This is a genomic window from Xanthomonas sp. F1, from assembly GCF_014199855.1.
On sequence record NZ_JACHOK010000004.1, the window covers coordinates 258,129 to 275,165 of the forward strand.

A 17,037-nucleotide genomic window follows, 5' to 3' on the forward strand; every position below is an offset into this window, starting at 1 on the left:
TCGTGGCGAAAGGCTTGTTTCGGCCGCGCGTTGGCAAACTTTAGGCTTCTCGCCCAAGTCCGGGAAAAAGCGGCCCGGATCTCGTCGAGGGCGATGTGCTCGATGCTCTCGATCGTGTGTCGCGTCGCCGACGCGAACGTTTGACCTGCCGGCATGCAGCGTGTCGTGGCGCAACGGCTTGGCCATCTCTCCTTCTATCTGTCTGATCGCTTTCCGACTGTCCTTGGCGATGAACTGGAAGGCGTGTCGGTCGTCTGGCGATATGGGCCATGCCGGGGTGCTTTCAGGTCGTGCAGTGCGTTCGTGCCCATCGTCATGCCCCTGCGTGCAAAACTGGCGTCCACCGTTCGAAGAAGGACATGATCTCGACCCACGTACGGTCTCGGCCTGCCCACCACAGCGCTCGCGTGTGCTTCGCATCGACGACCAAGCATTGCAGGCGGCGCCGGGAGCGCGGCCGCGGTCACCGCCAACTGCTGCACGCCATCCAGTCCACTGGTCACGGGGCGCGCAACAGCCCCGGCGGTCGGTGGTCGTGGCTGTCTTTCGTCGATCCCGCGTAACGCGTCGCATGCACCGGGATCACCGCGGATCGCATGGCCACGCCGTCAGCTCGCCACCGCCCGACCAGGCAGGGCAGGTTTCGCTCTCGGCGTCGAGGACTGCAACGCGCGGAGATGGCTGTTCATCCGGGATGCGACGGCCCGTGGCGGAAAGAAGGAACAAAAAAGGCCCCTCCTTGCGGAGGGGCCTCGGTGGTGCGGTGCGGCGGGCGACGCTTAGCCCTGGAGCAGGCTCAGCACGCTCTGCGGCGCCTGCTTGGCCTGGGCCAGCATCGCGGTGCCGGCCTGCTGCAGGATCTGCGTGCGGGTCAGCTCGGCGGTTTCCTTGGCGTAGTCGGTGTCGCGGATGCGGCTGCGCGAGGCCGACAGGTTCTCCGAGGTGGAGCTCAGGTTGGCGATGGTGGAGGTGAAGCGGTTCTGGATCGCACCCATGTCGGCACGCGAGGAGTTCACCGCCGTCAGCGCGTTGTCGATGATGCTCATCGCCTTCTGCGCGCCCTGGAAGGTGGAGATGTCCACGTCCGCCAGGTAGTTGGTGGTGCCGGCGGTGGCGGTGGCGCTGGCGGCGATGCCGGCGTTGCTGAAGGTGATACCGGTGGCGCCGGTGGCCGAGCCCGCGGTGAACGAGAAGTCCTGGCCGCCCTTGACCGATTCCAGCTTCAGCGCGCTGGTGGTCGGGTCGATCGAGGCGTACACGCCGGTCTGCGCCAGCTTGTCGTTGATCGCCGAGGCGATCTTCTTGGCGACATCCGCGCCGGCGTCGCCGTTGGCCACGGCGACCGAAGCGATGCTGACACCGTTGACGACCATGCCGGAGAAGCTGCCGCTGGCGGTCGCGGTGCCGGAGGCCAGGGCGGCCGAGCCGGTCTGGGTGGCGGCGAAGCCGGACTTGCCCAGCGCGGCGGCACTGGCGTTGACGATGGTGTTGATGCCGATGGTCTGGCCGGCGTCGGCGCCGACCTGGAACAGCGCGCCGGAGAACGAACCGTCCAGCAGCTTGGTGCCGTTGAAGTTGGTCTGGCTGGAGACGCGGTCGATTTCCGAGGCCAGCTGCTTGACTTCCGAGTTCAGCGCGCCGCGGTCGGTGCTGGAGTTGGTGGCGTTGGCCGACTGCACCGCCAGTTCGCGGATACGCTGCAGGTTGTTGCCGATTTCGACCATCGCGCCTTCGGCGGTCTGCGCCAGCGAGATGCCGTCGTTGGCGTTGCGCGAGGCCACGTCCAGACCGCGGATCTGGGTGGTGAAACGCTCGGAGATCGCCAGGCCGGCGGCGTCGTCCTTGGCGCTGTTGATGCGCAGGCCCGAGGACAGGCGCTGGATCGTCGTCGCCAGGCTGGTGCTGGTGGTGTTGAGGTTGCGCTGAGCGTTCAGCGACATTACGTTGGTATTGATGACCTGTGCCATTTTGATATCTCCTCTAAGCGATTTGTCCGGCAACCGGTTGGTGCCTGGAGTCTCCGCAGGGGGCCATCAATTGGCCAGTGCGGCTGGTGATATAAGTAACGGCGACAGGCGCGCAACCTTTAGCGATTTACTGCAGGAAATTTGCCGTTCCGGCGGTTCGCAAGCGGCCTGGAACAGGGCGGAGAGCCTTTCTCGGCCGCGGTCCTGCAAACTTTAGTGCGTCGTGCGAGTTGTCTACTCATCGAATGGCGATGGCGATCTTTTGTATAACGCAAAAGGCCCGGAGGCGTCGCCGCGCTCCGGGCCTTTTGGTATATCCAGTTTATCGCTTGATTACCCGAGCCGGTCGAACAGCGACATCTTCTGCATCTGGGTAAAGATGGTCTGTGCCGCTTTCAGCGCCGACTGTTCCAGCTGGTACTGGGAAATGGCCTGCGCGTAGTCGAGGTCGCGCAGCGAGGACAGGGTGGTCTTCAGGGTCACGTCGTTGGCGGCGCGCAGGTCGGTGGCGTTGTCGATCGCCGCGAGCTGGGCGCCACCGGCGGCGCGCGCGTCGATCATCTTCGACGAGGCCTGGGTGATGTCGCGCATCGACGATTGCAGGCCGTTCTGCAGCGCCGACTTGGCAGCGGGGGTGATCGGATCGGTGTTGAGCAGGTTCACCAGGTTGCTGATGGTGGAGAACACGTCCTTGGTGGTCGACGGCCCGATCTGGAAGCTGTCGCCGGCGGCGGGTGCGCCGTCCACGCGCATCTTCAGGCCGGGCAGGCCGATGCTCTCGCCGGCGGCATAGGTGCCGGTGTTGACCACGGTGCCACCGCTGTCGCGCACCTCGTAGGTGGTGGCGGCGGTGAACACGACGCTGTAGCTGCCGCCGTTCCAGGCGCTGCCGGAGCCGTCGCGGCTGAAATCCAGCAGCAGGCCGGTGCCGGTGTTGCCGGCGGCCGCGTGCGCGTCGACGGTGCCGTCGCCGGTGGGCACGCGCATGAAGATCTCGCTGCCGGGCAGGGTGTCGGAGACCTTGGTGTCCGGGGCTACTTCCACGCTGCGCTGGGTCTGGTTGCCGCTGTAGACCACGTTGCCGGCGACCACGGCGAACGGCGCGGCGTCGTCGGCGGTGCCGCCGAACAGGTAGCGGCCAGAGCCGTCGGTACTGTTGGACAGGCTCAGCAGGCTGTCGTGCAGGGTCTTCAGTTCCGCGGCGATGGCCTTGCGGTCGGGGGTGGTCAGCGCCGAACTATTGGCTTCCACCGTCAGATCCTTGACCCGGGCCATCAGGTCGCCGGCCTGCGACAGTGAGTTCTCCTGCAGGTTGAGCCGGTTCTGCACGTTGTTGGCGTTGTCGCCGAAGCGCGCCAGCGCGGCCACCGTGCGATCCAGGCTGACCGCGGTGCCCGCGGCGACCGGGTCGTCGGCCGCGCTGACGATGCGCTGGCCGGTGGACAGCTGCTGCTGCAGGTGCGAGATCGTCGCCTGCTTGCCGAGCATGGTGTTGAGCGACTGATTGAAGATCATGCCGCTGGAGATGCGATTGCTCATCGGACCGCGCTCAGGATGGACTGGAACAGGGTGTCGGCGGTGGAGATCAGGCGCGAGGCCGCCTGGTAGGCCTGCTGCAACCGCAGCATGTCCGCCGCTTCCTCGTCGAGGTTGACGCCGGACAGCGAGTCGCGCGCGTCCTGCGCGCTGCTCTGGATCACGTCCTGCGCGTCGGCGGCGTACTTGGCCTGGCGTGCCGCCGAGCCGACCGTCGTGGTCAGGCCCGCCACTGCGCCGTTGAGGGTGATGGTGCCGCCGTTGAACGCCTTGGCATCGTCCAGGTTGGACAGCAGCAAGGCGTTGCCGTTGTTGCTCGAGCCGACCCCGGTCGGACCTATCGCGAAGCTGTCGCCGGCGGACGGCATGCCGTCCATGGTCAGGCTCCAGCCGTTGGCGCTGATCGTTTGCCCCGCGGTGTAGGTCTGCGGCGCGCCGCCATTGATCGAGTAATGGCTGGAATCGATGAAGGCGATGTTCGCCGGCGTCAGCAGGTTGGCGTTGCTGGCGTTGGTCGCGGTGACATTGCTGACCTTGCCGGTGCCCAGGTTGCTCAGCGTGGCGCTGGCCTGGATCGGCGTCGCCGCGGCGATACGCGAAGGGTCGGTGATGGCCACCGACAGCTTGCTGATGGCGTTGGCCGTGGGCTGCAGCAGAAACTTGTCGCCGCTGGCGGCGGTGCCGGACACCTGCAGGGTCACGCCGTTGACTACGAACGGGTCGGCGCTGGAGCCGGAACCGGTCATGGGGACGCTGGCGCCGGTGTCGGCGCGGCTCGCGCTCCAGGCGGTGCCGTTGTAGGTCAGCAGCAGGTTCTGCCCGTCGAGCTTGCTCAGGTCGCTGACGTTGGCGGTGAATGCCGCGGTACCGGTGTTGGCGCTGCTGCCGTCCACGGTCGGCGGCGGCAGATTGAAGAAATCGCCGCCCATCTGCCCGTACAGGTCCATGCCGGCATGGTGCTGCTGGTTGTAGCTGCTGGCCACGCCGGTGGCGATGCGGCCGAGTTCGGCCTTGGTCGGGTCCAGGACGGTGCTGCGGAACTCCAGGAAGCCGCCGATCTGCCCGCCCAGCGCCTTTTCGCTCAGCGGGGTCGAGCCGCCCTGGGTCTTCACCGCGATCTGCAGCCGCTCCGGCTGGTAGGGATCGGGGCTGGCGACCAGCGTCGAGGCGTTGGTGCCGACCACCATCGCCTGGCCGCCGGAGGTGTAGACGTTCATCATCCCGCCGTCCTGCTGGATGACGCTGCCGCCGGTGTAGCCGATGAGCTGGCCGATCATCTGGTCGCGGCGGTCGAGCAGGTCCGGCGCGGCGGCATTGGCGTTGGAGCCGATCTGGCCGTTGAGCTTGGCGATCTCGGTGGCCAGGCGGTTGGCTTCGGCGGTGCCGGCCAGCAGGCCGTTGTTGACCTCGCTGCCGAGCGAATCGAGCTGGCCGTTGAGCTGCTTGAAGCGGGTGACCAGCGAATTGCCGGCGTCCAGCAGGTTCTGCCGGTTGGCGCTGGCCGAGGCGTTGGAGGACAGGCCGCTGGTGGCGTCGAAGAAGTTCGACCACTGCCCGGCGATGCTGGTGGCCTTGTCCGAGAACAGGCCGTCGACACGGCTGGACAGGCTGGACAGCTGCTTCAGTCGCGCGACTTCGCCGGTGCTGTCGAACAGGCGCGAGATCGCCAACTGGTCGGCGACGCGGGAGACGTCGGTGATCTGGGTACCGTTGCCGATGAACTCGCTGCCGTACTGGCTGGGGACCGTGGTCGCGAACGTCGTCCGCTGCCGGCTGTAGCCGTCGGTATTGATGTTGGCGACGTTGTGGCTGACCGTGGACAGGGCCCGCTGGAAGGCGAGCAGGGCGCCGGTACCGGTGGAGAGGATGGACATGGGCGGCTACCTCAACGGCGCACGAGGCCGGACGAATCGACGGTACTGGCCAGCACGCGCTCGATGCCGCCGGCGGCAGCGCTGCCGATCGCGGCGACCGCGCGGCCGATGGTCGGGCCGCCGGCGATGGCGGCGATCTTGGCCGCGTAGGCCGGGTCGGTGGCGTAGCCGGCGCGCTGCAGGCCCTGGGCGAAGCCGCGGATGTCGGTGCCGGCCTTCAGCGCCTGCTGGTAGCGCGGATTGGTCTTCAGCAGGCGCACGTAGTCGGCAAAGCTCTCTGCCGGCGAGGAATAGGCACGGAAATCGGCGGTCTGCGATTGCTTGACCCCGTCCACGTACTCGTGGGTACCGGTGGTCACGCGGTCGCCGCTCCAGCCGGTGGCCTTGATCCCGAACAGGTTGTTGGAACTGGCGCCGTCGCCGCGGGAGATGCCGCGTCGGCCCCAGCCGGTTTCCAGCGCGGCTTGCGCGACCAGGGCGCGTGCGTCCACGCCCAGTTCCTGCGCGGCCTTCTGCGCATGGTTCCAGATCTTGGCGACGAAGCCTTCGGGAGTGCGCTCGCCGAGGCTGGCCGCCGCGGCGTTGGCGGCCGCCGCGGCACTGGGATCGATGGCGGTGCCGCTGTCGGCGGCGGCCTGCACGTTCGACCAGCGGTCGTCGGCGCCGGCCCAGGACATCCCGGCGCTGCCGTCGGCCGGGCTGCTGCCGATGGCCTGATGCATGGCGCTGCTCTCGCGGCCGGCGATCATGTCCAACACCTGCTGCTGCGGGGCGGTGGCCGCCTCGGCGCCGCTCCACGGGCCGACGCCAGCGCCGGCGGCGGCACCGGCGCCGAGCGCGGCTTCGCCCTGCAGCGGCATCGGACCGTTGCCGGACTGGCCGGACACCAGCGAATAGGCCTTGGCCGCCTTGGCCGCGCCCAGCGACGTATTGGTGGGCGTGGCTGCGGCCGGCTGCCCGCCGCCCAGCTGCTTGGAGATCATCGCCGCCAGGCCCAGCCCCTTGCCGTCGGTCAGTCCCTTGGCCAGTTGCTGGTCGTACATGTCGCGGAAGGTCTGGTTCTCGCCCGGGAACAGCGAATTGCCGAAGCTGGCCTCGCGCATGCTCTTGACCAGCATGTTGGCGAACTGCCCTTCGAGCTGGCGCGAGACCTTGTCGATCTTGGCCGGATCGTTCTGGGTAGAGGCGTGCAGGTCGAAGGGAGCGGCCGAGATACGCATGTCAGATCACCTCCAGCTCCGCGCTCAGGGCACCGGCCTGCTTGAGCGCTTCCAGAATCGCGATCAGGTCGCCAGGAGCGGCGCCGACCTCGTTGACCGCCCGCACGATCTGATCCAGCGAGGTGCCGCCCTCGAACTTGAACATGCGGCTGCCTTCGTTGGTGGCGGTGATGGTGGACTTGGGCGTGGCCACGGTCTGGCCGCCGCTGAGCGCATTCGGCTGGCTGACCTGGGTGCCTTCGCTGATGGTCACCGTCAGCGAGCCGTGCGAGATCGCCGCCGGGCTGACCCGCACCTGCGAGCCGATCACCACCGTGCCGGTGCGGGCGTTGACCACGACCTTGGCCGCTGCCGCACCCGGCGACATCTCGACGTTCTCGATCCGCGCCAGCAGGCCGATGCGCGCGCTCTGGTCGGTGGGCGAACGCACCGCCACGGTGGAGCCGTCCACCGCGTGTGCGCTGCCCGGGCCGAAGGTGCTCTCCAGCGCGGAGACCATGCGCGAGACGGTGGTGAAATCGGGCTGATGCAGGTTCAGGGTGATCTCGCCGGTGTTGCCGAACACGTCCGGCAGCGCACGTTCCACCGTCGCGCCGTTGGGGATCAGGCCGACGCTGGGCACGTTCACCGAGATCCGCGAACCGTCCTTGCCCTGCGCGCCGAAGCCGCCGACCACCAGGTTGCCCTGGGCCACTGCATAGACCTGGCCGTCGGCGCCCTTCAGCGTCGCCATCAGCAGCGTGCCGCCACGCAGCGAGATGGCGTTGCCGATCGAGGAGACGGTGATGTCGATGGTCTGGCCCGGCTTGGCGAATGCAGGCAACTGCGCGCTGATCGCCACCGCGGCGACGTTCTTCAGCTGCGGATTGACATTGGCCGGCACGTTGACGCCCAGCTCGCCGAGCATGTTCTTCAGGCTCTGCACGGTGAAGGGCGCCTGGCTGGTGCGGTCGCCGCTGCCGTCCAGGCCGACCACCAGGCCGTAGCCGACCAGCGCGTTGTTGCGCACGCCGCCGACCTGGGCCAGGTCCTTGATGCGTTCGGCCGCGGCCGGGGCAGCCAGGCCCGCGCAAAGGGCGACGGCGGCAAGCAGGCGGCAGGGCAGGTACAGGAGAGTCATGGCGGGCCTCAGTACGGCGAGATGCGCGAGTTGAAGAAGCGGCTCAGCCAGCCCATCGCGTTGGACTGCGCGACCGCGCCGCGGCCGCCGTAGGCGATGCGCGCGTCGGCCACCTTGCTGGAAGGAATGGTGTTGTCCGGGGCGATGTCGGCGGCGCGCACCACACCCTGCACCTGCACCAGCTCGTCGCCCTGGTTCAGCCGCAGGTTCTTCTGGCCCTGGATCACCAGGTTGCCGTTGGGCAGGCGCTGCATCACGGTCACGGTGATGCTGCCCTGCATGGTGTTGCTCTGCGCGGTGTTGCCCTTGCCGGCGAAGCTGCGATCGCCGCTGGTGGAATTGTTGAGGATGTTGGTGCCATTGACGGTCAGCGGCGCGCCGAGCAGGGTCGGCGTGGCCATGGTCACCGCATCCTTCTTGCTGATGCTGGTGTTGGCGGTACTGCTGGCGTTGGTGCTTTCGACCAGGGTGATGGTCAACAGGTCGCCGACATCGCGGGCGCGGCGGTCCGAATACAGCTGCAGGCCGGGGCCGGCGGCGTAGATCGCACCGGCCGTGGGTTGCGCCTGCGGCGCCATCACCGGCGTGATCGGCGCCATCGGCGCGTACGGACGCACGTCGCCGGCGGCCACGCCCAGACCGGCGCAACCGCCGAGCAGGACCGGCAGCAGCAGCGCGGCGGAGAAGGAGAGAGAGGACAGGCGCGACATGGCGGATTCCGGAGGCGAGGGGATCAGACGTTGTTGTTCAGATAGCCGAGCATGGAGTCGGTGGTGGAGATGGCCTTGGCGTTCATCTCGTAGGCGCGCTGGGTCTCGATCATGCTGACCAGCTCTTCCACCACATTGACGTTGCTGCCTTCCAGCGCGCCCTGCGCGATCTTGCCCAGGCCGTTGAGGCCGGGCGTGCCGTTCGTCGCCGGGCCGGAGGCGGCGGTTTCCACGTACAGGTTCTGGCCCTGGGCCTGCAGGCCGGAGGGGTTGATGAAGTCGGTGAGGGTCAGCGAGCCGACCTGCAGCGCGGCAGCGGTGCCGGTGACCTGCACGCTGACCGTGCCGTCGGCACCGATGGTCACCGACTGCGCGCCTTCCGGGATCTGGATGCCCGGCTGGATCGCGTAGCCGCTGTTGGTGACCAATTGGCCCTGCGCATCGATCTGGAAACTGCCGTCGCGGGTGTAGGCCGTGGTGCCGTCCGGCATCTGCACTTCGAAGAAGCCGCGGCCGTTGACCATCACGTCCAGGGCGCGGCCGGTCTGCTGCTGGCTGCCCTGTTCGAAATCCTTGGCGGTGGCGACCACGCGCACGCCGGTACCGATCTGCAGGCCCGAGGGCAGCTGCGTCTGCGAGGAGCTGGCGCCGCCGGGCTGCCGCACCTGCTGGTACAGCAGGTCCTCGAAATTGGCGCGGTCGCGCTTGAAACCGGTGGTATTGGTGTTGGCCAGGTTGTTGGAGACGACCGACATGCGCGTCTGCTGCGCATCCAGTCCGGTCTTGGCGACCCACAAAGCCTGATTCATGACCCGAATTCCTCTGATGGTGGCCCCGGCACGACGCGCCGGGGGCGCAGGGAGTGATGCATGTGCCGTGCCAAACCGGCGCCGCTGGCGCCGCGGCGTGCCTTAGCCGTTCAGACGCAGCAGGGTGTTGGCCGACTGCGCGTTCTCGTCGCCGTTCTTGATGACCTTCACCTGCATTTCGAACTGGCGTTGCAGCTGGATCATCTGCACCAGTGCGCCGGCGGCATCGACGTTGCTGCCTTCCAGCACGCCGGTGTGCAGCGAGGCGCCGGTGGCGGGCGCGAAGGCCTTGGCCGGGTCGTCGCTGACGTTGCGCATCAAACCGTCGGCGCGGCGGGTGAGCTGGTCCGGCGGCGCCTGCACCACCTTGAGCGTGGCGATGGTGCTCATGGCGGTGGGCGCTTCGCCCAGCGGCACGATCGACACCGTGCCGTCGTTGCCGATCTCCAGCGACTGGTGCGGCGGAATCGCCACCGGATTGCCCTGGTCGTCGAGCACGGCATGACCGCTGGCGGTGACCAGCTGGCCATTCGGGGTCAGCGCCAATTCGCCGCCGCGCGTGTAGGCCTCCTTGCCGTCGGAAGCCTGCACCGCCAGCCAGCGATCGGTATCCAGCGACACGTCCAGCGGATTGCCGGTCTGGTGCTGCGCGCCGACGGCGCGATTGAAACCCTGGTCGATGTGCACCGCATCGATGCGCGACGGATAACCGGCGCCGGGAATCCGATACGCTTCGGTGTTGTCCAGCGCCGCCTTGAACCCGGAGGTCTCGACGTTGGCCAGGTTGTGCGACACCGTGGCCTGCGCCTGCAGCGAGGCGCGGGCGCCGGTCATGGCGACGTAGAGGGCTTTGTCCATGGGTGTGGGCCGTGATTCGAGAGGAGGGATTCGGGATTCGAAGGAGCGGCAGTGCCGCGGACGATCGGAAGTGGTGGCTCAAGCTGGCGCCCGGTCGACGGGACGCCAGCGGTGACGAATCACCAATCCCGAATCACCAATCCCGGCCTTAACGCATATTGATGATCGTCTGCGTGACCTGATCCTGGGTCGAGATCACCTGGGAGTTGGCCTGGAAGTTGCGTTGGGCGACGATCATGTTGACCAGCTGTTCGGTCAGGTCGACGGTGGAGGATTCCAGTGCGCCGGACTGCACGCTGCCGAAGTCCGAGGTCGCCGGTGCGCCGGTGCGGGCGATGCCCGAGGCCGAGCTTTCCGCCCAGGCGTTGTCGCCGAGCGAACTCAGGCCCTGCGGATTGACGAAGTTGGTCACCGCGATCTGGCCCAGCGCCTTGTCGGCGTTGTTCGAGTAGCGCGCGTAGACGATGCCCTTCTCGTCGATGCTGATCGAGTTGAGCTTGCCGCTGGCGTAGCCGTCCTGGGTCGAGCCGCGCAAGGCGAAGGCTTCGCCGTACTGGGTCGAGCCGAACACGTTCAGGTTCAGCGACAGGGTGCCCGCGCCGGTGCTCGGCGTGAAGGTGCCCAGCGCGATCTTGCCGTCGGCCGGGCTCACCAGCGCGCCGCTGTTGGAGAACTGCAGCGTGCTGGCGCCGCCGGCGGCGACGCCGTCCACGTAGTTGTAGACGGTCCACTGGTTGGGCGTGGAGGTCTTGACGAAGTACGAGGTCTGCACGTGGGCCACGCCCAGCGAGTCGTAGACCGTGGTGCCGCCGCTGGAGTTGTTGTAGCTGTTGGCGTCGTTCGGATTGAACGTGGTCACCGTCGGCGGCTGCGTGTTGCCGGGCAGGGTGAAGGTCAGATTGACCGTGCTGGTCTGCTTGGGCGGGCTGTCGGTGGTGAGCAGCTGCAGGTCGGTCAGGGTGCCGGCCGCGAAGCCGTTGCCGTTGCTGGCCGGCGGGAACACCTGCAGCCGGCCGCCCTGCGGATTGACCACATAACCGTTGGCGTCGGTCTGGAAGTTGCCGGCGCGCGAGTAGACGCGGGCGCCGTTGTTGGACAGGGTGAAGAAGCCGGAACCGGAGATGGCCAGGTCCAAACTACGCCCGGTCGGATCGATGGTGCCCTGCGAGAACTGCTGGGCGACGTTGCTGACGCGCACGCCCGAACCCACCGCGTTGCGCGCCAGGCCGTAGCCGTTGAGCGTGAACTGGTCGGCGAACTCGGCGCGCGAGCCCTTGAAGCCGGTGGTATTGGCGTTGGCGATGTTGTTGGCGGTGACGTTGAGGTCGGTATTGGCCGCCCTGAGGCCGGACAGCGATGTATTGAAACCCATGGTGGACTCCTGTGGATGGTCGGCGTGGCGTTAGCTGACGCGGAGGACGTTGGTCAGCGGCGTGGTGCCGAGCCCGGTCAGATCGAGATAGATGCCGTCCGATCCGATGATGGCGCTCTCGACCGGCGCCTGGACGTAGGTGGACAGGGACAGTTGGTTGCCCTGGGCATCGGTCTGCCCAGCGGTGATGCTGTAGCTGCCGGCCGGCATGCGCTTGCCGCTGGCGTCGGTGCCGTCCCAGGCGAAATCGAGCTGGCCGGCCTTGTCGGCGGTCAGGCTGATCTTCTTGATCGGCTGGCCGTTGGCGTCGCTGACGGTGACGTCCACCACGCCCGCGGCCTTGGCCGCGACCAGGCCGCCGGTGCTGCCCTCGGCGCCCAGCGGCAGCGATGCCGACGGCACCAGCACCTTGTGCCCGATCAGGTTGGCGCCGCGCAGCACCTGGTCGGTGCTCATCGACGAGGACAGCGCGGTGACGGTCTTGTTGAGGTCGCCGATGCCCTGCACGGTGGACAGCTGCGCCATCTGCGCGACCATCTGACTGTTGTCCATCGGCTTGAGCGGATCCTGGTGCTGCAGCTGCTCGGTCATCAGCTTCAGGAAGTCGGCCTGCTGCAGCGCCTTGTTCTTGGTGGTGCTGGTGTTGCCCGAGGCGTTCAGGCCGAGGTTGGAATAGGTATCGGTGGAGGTGGTGACGCTGGTCATGGAGGTGGTCCTGGGACGTGACGCGGCGGAAGGAGGGCGGCTCAGCGGCCCATGGTCAGAGTGGCCAGCGCCAGTTCCTTGGCGGTGTTGAGGACCTCCACGCCGGCCTGGTAATTGCGCGAGGCGGAGATCAGGTTGACCATCTGCGAGACCGGATCCACATCGGGCGAATAGATGTAGCCGTCGGCGTCGGCAAGCGGATGGCCGGGTTCGTAGCGCTTGATCGGCGGTGCGTTGGTCGTGGCGATTTGCTTGACGTTGACCGAGGTCAGGCTGCTGTCGTGCGGGTTGCGCACCGCCTGGAAGATCGGCTCGATCGGCTTGTAGGCCGCCTCCGCCGAACCGGCCACCGAATCGGCGTTGGACAGGTTGCTGGCGATGGTGCTCATGCGCACCGACTGCGCATGCAGCGCGGAGCCGGCGACGTCGAAGATCGGCAGGTTGCTCATGCTTATTGCCCCGTGATCGCGGTGAGCATGCTGCGCACCTTGGATTCGACGAAGCTCAGCGAGGCGCGGTACTCCAGCGCGGCGCGGCCGTAGGCGGCGCGTTCTGCGTCCGGATCGACCGTGTTGCCGTCCAGGCTGGGCTGGCTGGCGGCACGGGTGACCTGGAACGGGTTCAGGCCATCGCCGCCGACCGCGATGTGGCGGCTGTCGTCGACCGCGAGCTGGGTCCCTTCGCGCTGCCCCTGCGCGGCACGCATCGCCGCGTCGAAATCCAGGTCCTGGGCCTTGTACCCGGGCGTGTCGACGTTGCTGAGGTTGCTGGCGATCAGCTTCATGCGCTGCTCGCGCAGCGGCAGGGCATCGCCGTGGACGCCAAAGTAGGCTGTGATCGGATTGGACATGGCACGATCCCGCGGTTCGTTGCCGAAACCACAGGCAAGGCGCGTGCCAAAGCCGGGCGCAGCGCCCGGGAGATCAGGGGGTTGGCCGCGGGTGCGAGGGGCCGTCAGGCAGGCCCCGCGGCGGGGCGGGGCGCCTGGGTCAGGCCGCCTGTGCGGCCGCGGCGACGACCCGCAACCGGGTCAGCACGTACTCGGCCAACTCGTTGGGGCTGTACTTGGCCACGAAGGCATTGGCGCCGACGCGCTCGACCATCGCATTGTTGAACACGCCCGACAGCGACGTGTGCAACAGCACGTACAGGCCGGACAGGCCGGCATGGCGGCGGATTTCCGTCGTCAGCGTATAGCCGTCCATCGCCGGCATCTCGATGTCCGAGATCACCATGGCGTAGCGCTCGGCCGGATTCTCGCCGGCGGCGTGGATCTGCAAGAGATGGTCCAGGGCCTGGCGGCCGTCCGACAGCAGGGTCGCGGCGACGCCGAGCTGGTCCAGCACGCTGCGGATCTGCTGCCGCGCCACCCGCGAGTCGTCGACCACCAGCACCTGCAACTGCGGGCCGGTGAGCGCCAGCGACGGGTCCAGGTTGGCCTCGACCCGGGTCTGGGCGATGTCGGCCAGCACGCTTTCCACGTCGATGACCTGGATCAGCTCGCCCTGGAAGCGGGTCACCGCGGTCAGGTAGCTGGACTCGGCGCCCAGTTCCGGCGGCGGATGGATGTCCTCCACCGCGATGTTGACGATGCGCTCCACGCCGCTGACCAGGAAGCCCTGGACCGAGCGGTTGAACTCGGTCACCACCAGATAGCCTGGCGCGGTGTCCGCGTTCGGCTCGCGCTCCGGGTGGCCGATGGCCAGGCCCAGGTCGAGCACCGGCACCGAGCGCCCGCGCACGTCGGCGACGCCGGAGAATTGCAGCGGCAGCCCGGGCACCTGGAACAGTTCCGGCCGGCGCAGCACTTCCTGCACCTTGAACACGTTCACGCCAAAAAGCTGACGACCGCCCAGCCGGAACAACAGCAGGGCAAGCCGGTTGTGGCCCGCCAAGCGGGTGCGCTGGTCGATTCGGTTGAGGAGGTCATGACTCATGGCGTTCATATCGGCGCTGTCGCGGCGGAACTTGAGGGCGCGGCGCGGATCGGGCGCACGGTTTTCGGCACGGCGTTTGCATGGTGTCGGCGACCTTTCCGAGAGAGACGGCGATGCGCCCGATCCTATTGCTGGTCCTGCTGGCGGCGACGCCGGCCTGGGCCGCGGACTTCCAGTCGGTGGACTCGATCCGTGCCGCGGCGCTGTCCCTGGCCGGTGCCGACGCCGATGCCGAGGCGACCCTGGACCCGTCGGTGCGGGTGCCGTTGTGCCCGGTGCCGCTGCAGGCGCAGCCGACCGGCACCACGACCGTGGAAGTGAGCTGCCCGCGCGACACCGGCTGGCGGCTGTTCGTGCCGGTCAAGGTGCGGCGCATGCAGCACGTGCTGGTGCTGGCGCGTGGCCTGTCCGCTGGAGAAACCATCGGCGCCGCCGATATCGTCCCCGAGAAGCGCGACGCGGCGCGCATCGTCGGCGCCGCGATGACCGAGCCGGAGCTGGCGATCGGCAAGGTGGTGCGGCGGACCCTGCCGGCCGGCACCTTGTTGTCCGCCACCGATCTGGTGGCGCCGCGGCTGGTCCGGCGCGGCGACAATGTGGCGCTGGTGGCCCGCAGCGGCGGCCTGGAAGTGCGGATGGCCGGGCGCGCACTGGGCGACGCGGGCGAAAACGAGCGGGTGACCGTCGAAAACCTGTCGTCCCGGCGTATCGTTCAGGGAGCTGTGTCACAAAACGGCGACGTTTTAGTGACGCGCTAAGATCCCGGCTAAAGTTCTCCGACGCTGTGCCGTTACCTACACCGAACCCGTAACAGGATGTCCGTCATGACCCAGAAAATTGAAGGGAGTTTGCCGAGCCCGGCCACCCTTCGCACGTCGTCCGTCTCGACCAAGGCCGCCTCCGGCGCGTCCGAGGAAGGTAAGGACCGTGCGGTCGGTGCGGCCGCAGCCACCGACAGCCTGCGCCTGACCGGCGAGGCCTCCGGCCTGCAGACCCTGCAACGCCAGCTCTCGGCCGCTCCGGCGGTGGACAGCAGCCGCGTCGATGCGGTGCGCGCGGCGCTGCAGAACGGCAGCTACAAGATCAACCCCGACGCGATCGCCAGCCGCATGATCGACATGGATCGGCAACTCGGCGCATGAACACGTCCGTGACCAACCCCCTGCAGCAGCTCAGCGACGCGCTCGCCGGCGAGCGCCAGGCGTTGTTGGATCACAACGTGGAAGGTCTCATGCAGGCGACCAGCGCCAAGCTGGCGGCACTGCGCGCACTGGAGGCCGATGTGCCCGCCGGCGCCGAGGCCGAACTGCGCCTGCGCGAGCTGGCCGACGCCAACCGCGCCAATGGCGCGCTGCTGTCGCGGCGCCGACGCGAGGTCAACTGGGCCCTGCGCCACCTCGGCCGCAGCGAGAGCGCGTCGTCCTACGACGCCAACGGCGAGTCCAGCACGCCGCTCGCGCAGCGTCCCCTGGCAGTGGCGTAAGCCGCAGCGCGTCCCAGTGCGGGGCGCGCATCCGCCGGCGGCAACGGCGTATATTGGGCATCCATCGATCGCCCGCCGCCCGTCGTGAATTTCGCCGAAATCAACCCCAACGAAGCGCTTGTCCTGCCCGCGCGCGAGCACCTGCTCGCCCTGAGCGAACTGTTGTACGAAGGCGTGGTGCTGTTCCGCGCCGATGGCCAGCTGCTGATGGCCAACAGCGCCGCGCGCCGCCATCTTTCCGGCGCCGATGCCGGCCTGGCTGCACATCTGGCGCAGTGGCTGCCGAGCGATGCGCTGTCGCAGGCGCGCTCCAGCGGCCGCTGGAGCGGCAGCCTGCCGACCGAGCACCACGTGGTGCTGGCGCACCTGTACTTCCATGCCGATGCCAGCGGCGGCCATTACCTGATGCTCATCCAGGGCATCGAAGGCCAGCAGGACTACGAACAGGAGCTGCAGCAGCGCCATGCCGAACTGCGCCAGGCCTACCTGCGCCTCAACGGCGCCCAGGAAAAACTGTTGCAGTCGGAGAAGATGGCCTCGATCGGCCAGCTCGCTGCCGGCGTCGCCCACGAGATCAACAACCCGATCGGCTATGTCCACTCCAACCTGGGCAGCCTGCAGGAGTACCTGCGCAGCCTGTTCACCCTGATCGAGGCCTACGAGCGCGCCCTGCGCGCGCCCGATCCGAAGGCCTTGATCCCGGAGATCGACGACATCCGCAACCGCTTCGACATCGACTTCATCAGCCGCGACCTGCCGCAGTTGATGGCCGAGTCGCGCGAAGGCATCGAGCGGGTCACCCGCATCGTCCGCGACCTCAAGGACTTTTCCTACTCCGGTCGCGAGGAATCGTGGAAGCTGGTGGACCTGCACTCGGGCCTGGAATCCACGATCAACATCATCTGGAACGAGCTCAAGTACAAGGTCACCCTGGAGCGCCACTACGGCAACCTGCCGCTGGTGGAGTGCCTGCCGTCCGAACTCAACCAGGTGTACATGAACCTGCTGCTCAACGCCGGCCAGGCGATCGGCGAGCGCGGCACCATCGTGGTCAGCACCGGCCAGGACGGCGAAGAGGTGTGGATCGAGTTCAAGGACTCCGGCGCTGGCATTCCGGCGGACCTGCTGCAGCGCATCTTCGACCCGTTCTTCACCACCAAGCCGGTCGGCAGCGGCACCGGCCTGGGCCTGTCGATCTCCTACGGCATCATCAACAAGCACCACGGCCGCATCGACGTGAGCAGCACCGTGGGCGAGGGGTCCACGTTCCGCATCCTGATTCCGGTTAGGCAGCCGAAGTAGCTGAGAGGCTGGGATTCGGGAGTGGGGATTCGGGATTGGCAAAAGCAGCTTTGCGTTTGCTGGTCCCGTCCATGCGTGTCAATCAAACGCCGACACCGCCGTTTTTACCAATCCCAATGCCGAATCCCGGCTTTTGAGCGAATC

The 17,037-nt window shown here is 67.7% G+C and carries 17 protein-coding genes; 4 read left to right on the top strand and 13 right to left on the bottom strand.

Features of this window, described 5'->3' with window-relative positions; all coding sequences use genetic code 11:
* Nucleotides 1–779: 779 nt before the first annotated feature.
* From GGR71_RS11800 to GGR71_RS11860, 13 genes are all read right to left on the bottom strand, one after another.
* Nucleotides 780–1,967, bottom strand: a complete 1,188-nt coding sequence (locus GGR71_RS11800) for a flagellin (protein WP_048489817.1) — start codon at nucleotides 1,965–1,967, stop codon at nucleotides 780–782.
* A gap of 333 nt (nucleotides 1,968–2,300) precedes the next feature.
* On the bottom strand, nucleotides 2,301–3,506 hold the full coding sequence (flgL, locus tag GGR71_RS11805; RefSeq protein ID WP_160960889.1) for a flagellar hook-associated protein FlgL: 1,206 nt from the start codon (nucleotides 3,504–3,506) through the stop codon (nucleotides 2,301–2,303).
* On the bottom strand, nucleotides 3,503–5,377 hold the full coding sequence (gene flgK, locus GGR71_RS11810; RefSeq protein ID WP_160960887.1) for a flagellar hook-associated protein FlgK: 1,875 nt from the start codon (nucleotides 5,375–5,377) through the stop codon (nucleotides 3,503–3,505). The genes flgL and flgK overlap by 4 nt, the downstream gene beginning before the upstream one ends.
* Nucleotides 5,378–5,388: 11 nt before the next feature.
* Nucleotides 5,389–6,597 carry a flagellar assembly peptidoglycan hydrolase FlgJ gene (flgJ, locus tag GGR71_RS11815; RefSeq protein ID WP_160960884.1) on the bottom strand — a complete coding sequence of 403 codons (1,209 nt, stop codon included), beginning with the start codon at nucleotides 6,595–6,597 and terminating at the stop codon, nucleotides 5,389–5,391.
* Between the two features lies 1 nt (nucleotide 6,598).
* On the bottom strand, nucleotides 6,599–7,717 hold the full coding sequence (locus GGR71_RS11820) for a flagellar basal body P-ring protein FlgI (protein WP_160960881.1): 1,119 nt from the start codon (nucleotides 7,715–7,717) through the stop codon (nucleotides 6,599–6,601).
* Nucleotides 7,718–7,725: 8 nt separating this feature from the next.
* The gene (flgH, locus tag GGR71_RS11825; protein ID WP_048489813.1) at nucleotides 7,726–8,427 is read right to left on the bottom strand and encodes a flagellar basal body L-ring protein FlgH; all 702 of its coding nucleotides are present in this window, start codon (nucleotides 8,425–8,427) and stop codon (nucleotides 7,726–7,728) included.
* A 23-nt stretch (nucleotides 8,428–8,450) separates the two neighbouring features.
* Complete coding sequence (flgG, locus tag GGR71_RS11830) at nucleotides 8,451–9,236, bottom strand: flagellar basal-body rod protein FlgG (RefSeq protein ID WP_048489812.1); 786 nt, start codon at nucleotides 9,234–9,236, stop codon at nucleotides 8,451–8,453.
* A gap of 102 nt (nucleotides 9,237–9,338) precedes the next feature.
* Nucleotides 9,339–10,094 (bottom strand): flagellar basal body rod protein FlgF, encoded by a 756-nt coding sequence (locus GGR71_RS11835; protein WP_160960879.1) that lies wholly within the window; start codon nucleotides 10,092–10,094, stop codon nucleotides 9,339–9,341.
* A 148-nt stretch (nucleotides 10,095–10,242) separates the two neighbouring features.
* The gene (gene flgE, locus GGR71_RS11840) at nucleotides 10,243–11,466 is read right to left on the bottom strand and encodes a flagellar hook protein FlgE (protein ID WP_160960876.1); all 1,224 of its coding nucleotides are present in this window, start codon (nucleotides 11,464–11,466) and stop codon (nucleotides 10,243–10,245) included.
* Between the two features lie 30 nt (nucleotides 11,467–11,496).
* Nucleotides 11,497–12,171: a flagellar hook capping FlgD N-terminal domain-containing protein gene (locus GGR71_RS11845; protein ID WP_160960874.1), complete on the bottom strand. Its 675-nt coding sequence runs from the start codon at nucleotides 12,169–12,171 to the stop codon at nucleotides 11,497–11,499.
* Nucleotides 12,172–12,212: 41 nt separating this feature from the next.
* On the bottom strand, nucleotides 12,213–12,620 hold the full coding sequence (flgC, locus tag GGR71_RS11850; RefSeq protein WP_160960872.1) for a flagellar basal body rod protein FlgC: 408 nt from the start codon (nucleotides 12,618–12,620) through the stop codon (nucleotides 12,213–12,215).
* 2 nt (nucleotides 12,621–12,622) lie between these two features.
* Nucleotides 12,623–13,021, bottom strand: a complete 399-nt coding sequence (gene flgB, locus GGR71_RS11855; protein WP_048489807.1) for a flagellar basal body rod protein FlgB — start codon at nucleotides 13,019–13,021, stop codon at nucleotides 12,623–12,625.
* Nucleotides 13,022–13,160: 139 nt separating this feature from the next.
* Nucleotides 13,161–14,108: a chemotaxis protein gene (locus GGR71_RS11860; protein ID WP_048489859.1), complete on the bottom strand. Its 948-nt coding sequence runs from the start codon at nucleotides 14,106–14,108 to the stop codon at nucleotides 13,161–13,163.
* 113 nt (nucleotides 14,109–14,221) lie between these two features.
* On the opposite strand from GGR71_RS11860, the gene flgA reads away from it, so the two are divergent.
* The 4 genes from flgA (at nucleotide 14,222) to GGR71_RS11880 (ending at nucleotide 16,893) form a co-directional block, all read left to right on the top strand.
* Nucleotides 14,222–14,866: a flagellar basal body P-ring formation chaperone FlgA gene (flgA, locus tag GGR71_RS11865; RefSeq protein ID WP_160960870.1), complete on the top strand. Its 645-nt coding sequence runs from the start codon at nucleotides 14,222–14,224 to the stop codon at nucleotides 14,864–14,866.
* 66 nt (nucleotides 14,867–14,932) lie between these two features.
* The gene (gene flgM, locus GGR71_RS11870) at nucleotides 14,933–15,250 is read left to right on the top strand and encodes a flagellar biosynthesis anti-sigma factor FlgM (RefSeq protein WP_160960867.1); all 318 of its coding nucleotides are present in this window, start codon (nucleotides 14,933–14,935) and stop codon (nucleotides 15,248–15,250) included.
* Nucleotides 15,247–15,591: a flagella protein gene (locus GGR71_RS11875; protein ID WP_048489804.1), complete on the top strand. Its 345-nt coding sequence runs from the start codon at nucleotides 15,247–15,249 to the stop codon at nucleotides 15,589–15,591. The genes flgM and GGR71_RS11875 overlap by 4 nt, the downstream gene beginning before the upstream one ends.
* A gap of 84 nt (nucleotides 15,592–15,675) precedes the next feature.
* On the top strand, nucleotides 15,676–16,893 hold the full coding sequence (locus GGR71_RS11880; protein ID WP_160960865.1) for an ATP-binding protein: 1,218 nt from the start codon (nucleotides 15,676–15,678) through the stop codon (nucleotides 16,891–16,893).
* Nucleotides 16,894–17,037 lie beyond the last annotated feature (144 nt).